The following is a 6,712-nucleotide window of genomic DNA, read 5'->3' as shown; positions in this document are numbered from 1 at the left end:
CGCAGGTGCGGCCAGGCCAGCTGCCCCAACTCCCGGTCGGCCCGCTCGCTGCCGCCACGCGCCATCTTCATGCCACCGCGTGCGGGCTCCTCCCCGGGCAGCACGACGCGGTGCCCGGCCCCCGGGTGAACCACGACCGTGCTGGCCAGGCCGTGCCGATCCCGGCGTCGCGCCACCAACCGCGCGAAGTCCGCGCCGGGCCAGACCTGGTCGTCCTCACCACCCACCAGGACCACGTCACCGGAGATCCGCTCCACCGGGATCGCGGCCTGCGCCGCTCGAGCCGGGTCTGCCGCAAGACTCGCCTCGTAGAGTCCGCGAAAGGCCGGCGGATAGCCGGTCGGCTCCCCGTCGACGAGGAACGGCATGAACGGCACCGGCTCACCGCGCAGGCTCCAGTGCGACGACATCCGCCCACCGGAGAACCCCGCCCAGGCAACGGGGCTGGGGGCGAAGGCCACCACCGCGTCGACCCGGCTGTCGTGGACCCCGGTCAGGAGAGCGGCCTCGGCACCGAAAGAGAGCCCCAGCACCGCCAGCCGGTCACACCGGGCGGCCAAGCGGTCGAGACCCGCCGAGAACAGCTCCAACGGCACCTCACAGGGGTCGGACGGCTGACCCACACCACCGATCCAGCGGATCGCCAGCGCGTGCGCCCCGTGCCGGGCCAACAGGCGCGCCCGGTCCGCCTCGAGCCGGCCGCTCGAACCGTGCAGGACGAGCACGCCGGTCCCACAAGGCCGTTCGGGCTCAGCGAGGAAGACGTCCTCGTCGGCCAGGCGCGAGGTCACAGCGAGACCGCTACGTCGCGGCTGCCTCGGGCCAGAACGAGATTGGCGAGGTTGATCACCGCGCGCTGGGAGCCGCTGGGTGCGAGGCCCCGGGTGATGGAGGAGGTCGGCGAGCTCACCGGACCGACCCTACGGCAACGTCAACGGCCCCAGCCCTCGACCGGGGGTCAGCGGCAGGCGCGCAACGCGAGCAGTGCGTAGACCCGCGCGCAGGCGAGCAGGTCTGCCACCTCGACGTGTTCGTCCACCGAGTGTGCGTGTTGGATCGAGCCCGGGCCGTATTGCAACGTAGGGACCCCGGCGGCGGCATACAGGCGCAGGTCGGAGCCGTATGGCGCGCCGCGAACCCCGGGCACCTCGCCGCGGACCGTGGTCACCGCCTCCGAGACCTCACCGAGGAGGGGGTGCCCGTCGGGAAGAACGCCCGGTGCGAACGCGCCGCCCGGCCAGCTCACGCGGACCGGGTGGTCGCGCAGCCACGGATCACCGTCCGACGCACGGGCGACCGCGGCCTCGAACACTGCGATCGCCTCGGCGACGGACTCGCCGGGACGGATCCCGTAGCGGCCCTCGGCCACCACCAGATCGGGCACGGTGCTGGCCCAGTCGCCCGCCCTGAGCACGCCGATCGACAGAGGCCACGGTAGGTCGAGGTGGTCGAACTCTGCCGGCGGACTCTCGTTGCGCTCGGCCTCGAGCCGTCGGAGCGCCCCCTGGACGACATCGAGCTTGTCCACTGCGCTGACCCCCTGCCAGCGCAGTGACCCGTGAGTCGCCAACCCCGGCACCTCGATCCGGAAGGTCAGCGACCCGGCGTTGGCGGGCACCACCAGCTCCGCGGTCGGCTCGGTGATGACGCAGGCCGACGCCCGGTGGCCTCGTCGCAGCGTGGCGAACGCGCCCAGTCCACCGTCCTCCTCACCGCTGACGCAGTGGATGGCGAGCGGCCTGGTGAGGTGCACGCCCGATCGGTGCAGGGCGTCGGTCGCTCCGATCATGGCCGCGACCCCGCCCTTCATGTCGCAGGCTCCTCGACCGTGGGCGCGTCCCTCCTCCAGCCGCAGCACGAAGGGGTCACCGCCCGGCCACGCCTCCCGTTCGCCGGGGGGCACCACGTCCGTGTGACCGCAGAAGGCAAGAGCCGGCACACCACCGGTGTCGGTGAGGTCGGCAGACGGCGCGCCGAGGACGCCCACCACGCCGAGTGCCGAGACCCGGTCGACCTCCATCCCGGGGAAGTCGTGCTCGGCCAGCACCGAGGGCAGGTCGATCTCCCACTCATCCACCTGCATCCCGAGCACCCGCAGGCGTTCGGCACACCACTGCTGGACCGCCACCTCGGCCGGGGTGCCACCGACGGACGGGATGCCCACCAGTGCGGCGAGGTCGGAGACGATCGCGTCGTCGTCCACCGCGTCGAGAACTCGCCGCTCGTCCGGCGTCAGGCCCGTCATGACCGCAGGCTCTCACTCCCGCGTGGGGTCGTGCGTCAGGGGCCGCGGGTCGGACACCCGGGCGTGGCGCGGGCATCGTGGGCAACCTGGACGCCGCTGGGCATTGTGCCGGGGCCCACTTCTTGGTGTGCTGGTCTCGTGCAGTACTCCCACCCGGCCGAACGGTCGGCCGGGCCGGACCGAGGAGGTTTGGATGACAGATGAGGAACAGTCCACGGAGACCGAGTCCGCGGGGCAAGGCACCACGAGCGTCGAGATCACCGAGGTCGTGCCCCGCCCGTTGGAGAGCGTGTGGGCGCGGCTGACCACCAACGAGGGCATCGAGGCCCTGCTCGGTCGGGGGGCGAGGCTCGGAGGCAAGGGCGAACCGTGGCACTGCGAGGACGGCACCCACGGCGTCGTCCGCAGCTACCACCCGATGGAGCAGGTGCGGGTCTCCTGGCACGCCGACGCCGATGCACCCGCCTCGCTCGTCGACCTCAAGCTGAGCCCTGCCGACGAGGGCACGAGGCTCCAGCTGCGCCACGAGCACCTCGCCGACGGCAGCGCACCAGAGCAGCTGCGGGAGCGCTGGGAGGGCGCACTCAAGCGGCTGACCGCGGCCTCCTGACGCAGCCGCGTCAGCGGAGCGGTAGCCAGCGCTGATACCACTCGCGCACGCGCCGCAGCAGATCCACCTGGTGGCGAGCCTCGCCCACGCCGTGCGGCTCGCGCGGATAGGTCACGAGCTCCACCGGCACGTCCTGCCCCCGCAAGGCGCGATGGAAGGCCGTGGCCTGACCGATCGGGACGCGGACATCCTTCTGCCCGTGCAGGATCAGCAGAGGCGTCTCGCGCGACAAGGCATACGAGATCGGTGATCTCCTCGCGAAGTCGTGCGGGCCGGGTCCGTCCCACGGCCGGTCGTCCACGAGGACGGACTCGAAGGTCGGCAGGTCGGACAGGGAGGACATCGCGCCCCAGTCGCTGATCCCTGCTCCCATGACACCGGCCCGGAAGCGTGTCGTCCGGGTGACCGCCCACGCCGTCATGAACCCACCCTGGCTCCACCCGCCGATGCCCAGCCGCTGCGGGTCCGCGATCCCGCGCTCGACGGCGGCGTCCACCATCGCCAGCACGTCCTGCGCCTCGGCGCCCCCGACGTCGTGACGCACCGCGGCCGCGAAGGCCTGGCCCCGCCCCATGCCGCCCCGGTAGTTGGGCATGAGCACCGTGTATCCGGCGCACGCCAGCCACTGCCCCCAGTCGAGCGGGCTGCAGTGCGGGGACAGCCCGGACCGGCCATAGGGACCACCGTGGACGAGGACCACCGTCGCGTTGGGCCCGTCGACACCACCCGGCGGGGTGATGGTGACGCCATCGAGCACCAGCCCGTCCGCCGCCTCGGTCGTGAACGGCTTCACCGTCCCGAGCGCGACGTCCGCCCAGTCGGCGTGGTGGTCGGAGACCGGGCGCACACGGTCCGGACGCCCCACCCACACCTCGGGCGGACGGTCGGCGGTGCTCACCACCGCTGCCAACACACCTCGGGCCACGTCGTGGTCGCCGATCTCCCCCTCGACCTCCCAGAGCAGGGCCCGCTGACCGGAGGCGGGATCGCTCCATTCGAGCCGGTCCGTGAGGCCCTGCACGACGTGGATCGCGAGCCGCCCGTCGTCCGGTCGAGCGCCCACCGTGCAGGCACCCTCCTGCAGGCCGGTGCCGACCCTCTCCGGCACCGAACCCTCGGGAGTCGTCACCGACCACGCAGTGAAGGACGCCTGGTGGACGCCGTCCTGGTATGCCGTGTAGCTCAACCGGGTGCCGTCGGCACCCCAGGCGAGGCCCTCCATACCGGCGGAGGCGCACAGCCGTCGCGCCTCCTGTGCGGCCACGTCCCACAGCCACAGTGCCCGTCGGTCGGACTCGTCCGGCTCCGGGGTGTCCTGGGCGACGAAGGCGATCGTCGAGCCGTCCGGCGACCAGGCCACCTCGACCGGGTGCAGGTCGAGCTCCAGCAGCGTCGTGACCTCGCCGGAGGCGACGTCGACGGTGTGCAGCCGGTCGCGCTGCCAATGCTCGCCGAACACGTCGGGGTCGTCCCGCTCCTGCTCACGGCGCTCGTCCTCATCGTCCGGCTCGTCGGGGGCCAAAAAGGCCAGGCGCGAGCCGTCGGGCGACCAGTCGTGCGCGCTCACCGACCGCTTGCGCACCACGAGCGGCTCTGCCTCGCCCCCGTCGGTGTGCAGCAGGTAGAGACCCTTGGTGCCCCTCTCCTTGCGGTCGGAGAGGAAGGCGATCCGCCGTCCGTCCGGTGACCAGCGCGGCGCGCTGTCGCACCCGCCATACGTCCAACGTCGACCGGACTCCTCTCCGTCCGTCGTCGCGAGCCACAGCGCGCTCTCACCGTGTTCATCGCTCTGGCCGTAGGGCGCTGCCGACCACACCACACGGCGCCCTTCGGGCGACAGCCGCACCTGCTCCGGGCGCCACGTCGAGGTGATCAGGTCAGCTGTGAGCTCGCTCTCCATGGCCGTCACGGTATCGAGCGGAGCGGCGGGGACTGCGGTCAGTCCTCGAGGCCCTCGTCGTTCCAGGCCTTGTCCTCGGCGTCCCACTTCTCGGTGTTGTCCCGTGCGTGCGCGAGCGCCTGCTCGGCCTCCTCACGCGTGTCGTAGGGGCCGAGCACGTTCTCGTTGCGGCTGCGGTTGGTGTCGTCCTCCACCTGGGCGCGGTCGACGTTGTACCAGTACTTCACGAGAAACCTCCGTGGTCGGTCGGGCGTGCTGGTGCCTAGACTCCACCGTATGCCGCCAACCCACGCAAGTGTCGCTCCGGCCACGATCGGTCCGCGGCGCACGGTGCCGGTGGCCATCGGCAGGCCCGAGTACGTCGACCGACCGGCGCCCGCCCCCTTCACCGGGTCGGAGGTCAAGGATCCCGAGACGATCGAGCGGATGCGGGTGGCCGGGCGGATCGCGGCCCGGGCCCTGCAGGCCGCCGGCGCCGCTGTTGCGCCCGGCGTCACCACCGACGAGATCGACAAGGTCGGGCACGAGTTCCTGGTGGACCACCGCGCCTACCCGTCCACCCTCGGATACCGGGGTTTCCCGAAGTCACTGTGCACGAGCGTCAACGAGGTGGTCTGCCACGGCATACCGGACAGTCGGCCCCTGGCGGACGGGGACATCGTCAACATCGACATCACCGCCTACGTGGGCGGAGTCCACGGCGACACCAACGCGACCTTCCTGGTCGGAGACGTCGACGAGGAGTCGCGGCTACTCGTCGAGCGCACCCGCGAAGCGATGCTGCGGGGCATCAAGGCGGCGGTCCCGGGCCGGCAGATCAACGTCATCGGACGGGTGATCGCCAGCTATGCCAGGCGTTTCGGCTACGGCGTCGTCAAGGAGTACACCGGTCACGGCATCGGATCCTCGTTCCACTCCGGCCTGGTGATCCCGCACTACGACGCGGCTCCCTCCTACGCCACCGTGATCGAACCCGGTATGACGTTCACCGTCGAGCCGATGCTCAACCTCGGCACCCCCGAGTGGGAGATGTGGGACGACGACTGGACGGTCGTGACGAAGGACGGCCGTCGCTCCGCGCAGTTCGAGCACACCATCCTGGTCACCGAGTCCGGCAACGAGATCCTCACCCTGCCCTGATCCGCACACCGCACGGAAGGCGCGCCATGTCCACGACCCACCAACCGCTCGGCATCGACATCGGCGGGAGCGGCATCAAGGGCGCACCGGTCGACCTGCAGCGTGGCGAGTTCGCTGCCGAGCGGCTGCGCATCGAGACGCCCCAGCCGTCCACTCCCGACGCGGTGGCCGACGTGGTCGCCGAGATCTGCGACCACTTCGCCGACCAGACCGGCGACTCCCCCATCGGCGTGACCTTCCCCGCGGTCGTCACCTCCGGAGTGGTGCGTTCGGCCGCCAACGTGGACAAGACGTGGGTCGGCACCGACGCGCAGCGCCTCATCAGCGCCCGGGTCGGGCGGCAGGTCGTCGTGGTGAACGACGCGGACGCCGCCGGGGTCGGAGAGCTGCACTACGGCGCCGCGCGCAACTGCGACGGTCTCGTGCTCGTCGCCACCCTCGGCACCGGCATCGGCTCGGCGCTGCTCAACTGCGGCGCGCTCGTGCCCAACACTGAGCTCGGGCACCTCGAGATCGACGGTTACGACGCGGAGTCGCGGGCGGCTAACAGCGCGCGCGAGGCCGAGGGCCTGTCGTGGGAGCAGTGGGCTGGTCGGCTGCAGCGCTATTTCGGAGCGGTCGAGGACCTCTTCTGGCCCGACCTGATCGTCATCGGCGGCGGCGTCTCCAAGAAGTCGGAGAGGTACCTGCCCCACCTGCACCTGCGGGCGCCGATCGTGCCGGCCCAGCTGGCCAACGCGGCCGGGATCATCGGCGCCGCCTGGCTTGCGGAGCAGGCGAGCCGGTAACGGCCGCGCGCGTGCCGGACCGGGCCGGG

Annotated in this window: 8 protein-coding genes; 3 read left to right on the top strand and 5 right to left on the bottom strand. The window is 71.8% G+C overall.

The window, feature by feature from the left end:
• The 3 genes from FRW57_RS24795 to FRW57_RS15095 all read right to left on the bottom strand — a co-directional run.
• On the bottom strand, window positions 1-791 hold a 791-nt coding region (locus FRW57_RS24795; protein ID WP_152186378.1), incomplete at its 3' end, for an alpha/beta fold hydrolase.
• Entirely contained in the window at window positions 788-910 is a 123-nt protein-coding gene (locus FRW57_RS24790; protein ID WP_275263152.1) for a hypothetical protein, read from the bottom strand. The genes FRW57_RS24795 and FRW57_RS24790, both read right to left, overlap by 4 nt.
• A 48-nt stretch (window positions 911-958) precedes the next feature.
• A complete protein-coding gene (locus FRW57_RS15095) occupies window positions 959-2,245 on the bottom strand; it encodes an ArgE/DapE family deacylase (RefSeq protein WP_152186377.1) in 1,287 nt (428 codons plus the stop codon).
• 193 nt (window positions 2,246-2,438) lie between these two features.
• On the opposite strand from FRW57_RS15095, the gene FRW57_RS15090 reads away from it, so the two are divergent.
• Entirely contained in the window at window positions 2,439-2,855 is a 417-nt protein-coding gene (locus FRW57_RS15090) for an SRPBCC family protein (RefSeq protein ID WP_152186376.1), read from the top strand.
• A gap of 10 nt (window positions 2,856-2,865) precedes the next feature.
• Here the strand turns inward: FRW57_RS15090 and FRW57_RS15085 are convergent, their stop codons facing one another.
• Window positions 2,866-4,755 carry a S9 family peptidase gene (locus tag FRW57_RS15085; protein ID WP_152186375.1) on the bottom strand — a complete coding sequence of 630 codons (1,890 nt, stop codon included), beginning with the start codon at window positions 4,753-4,755 and terminating at the stop codon, window positions 2,866-2,868.
• Between the two features lie 38 nt (window positions 4,756-4,793).
• Window positions 4,794-4,982 carry a methionine aminopeptidase gene (locus FRW57_RS15080; protein WP_137120958.1) on the bottom strand — a complete coding sequence of 63 codons (189 nt, stop codon included), beginning with the start codon at window positions 4,980-4,982 and terminating at the stop codon, window positions 4,794-4,796.
• Window positions 4,983-5,031: 49 nt separating this feature from the next.
• Here FRW57_RS15080 and map point away from each other — a divergent pair, with 49 nt between their 5' ends.
• Entirely contained in the window at window positions 5,032-5,895 is an 864-nt protein-coding gene (map, locus tag FRW57_RS15075) for a type I methionyl aminopeptidase (protein ID WP_137120957.1), read from the top strand.
• A 26-nt stretch (window positions 5,896-5,921) separates the two neighbouring features.
• Window positions 5,922-6,683, top strand: coding sequence for a polyphosphate--glucose phosphotransferase (ppgK, locus tag FRW57_RS15070; protein WP_137120956.1), 762 nt, complete (start codon window positions 5,922-5,924; stop codon window positions 6,681-6,683).
• Window positions 6,684-6,712 lie beyond the last annotated feature (29 nt).

The organism is Segeticoccus rhizosphaerae (assembly GCF_009192725.1).
Taxonomy (GTDB): Bacteria; Actinomycetota; Actinomycetes; order Actinomycetales; family Dermatophilaceae; genus Segeticoccus; species Segeticoccus rhizosphaerae.
The sequence above is the reverse complement of the archived record's forward strand: the minus strand, read 5'-3'. Positions and strand labels throughout refer to the sequence as shown.

What these genes read in the sequence shown, in the direction of transcription:
- map (WP_137120957.1), top strand. Translation starts at nt 5,032, where the DNA reads ATGCCGCCAACCCACGCAAGTGTCGCTCCGGCCACGATCGGTCCGCGG.
- ppgK (WP_137120956.1), top strand. Translation starts at nt 5,922, where the DNA reads ATGTCCACGACCCACCAACCGCTCGGCATCGACATCGGCGGGAGCGGC.
- FRW57_RS15095 (WP_152186377.1), bottom strand. Translation starts at nt 2,245, where the DNA reads ATGACGGGCCTGACGCCGGACGAGCGGCGAGTTCTCGACGCGGTGGAC.
- FRW57_RS15090 (WP_152186376.1), top strand. Translation starts at nt 2,439, where the DNA reads ATGACAGATGAGGAACAGTCCACGGAGACCGAGTCCGCGGGGCAAGGC.
- FRW57_RS15085 (WP_152186375.1), bottom strand. Translation starts at nt 4,755, where the DNA reads ATGGAGAGCGAGCTCACAGCTGACCTGATCACCTCGACGTGGCGCCCG.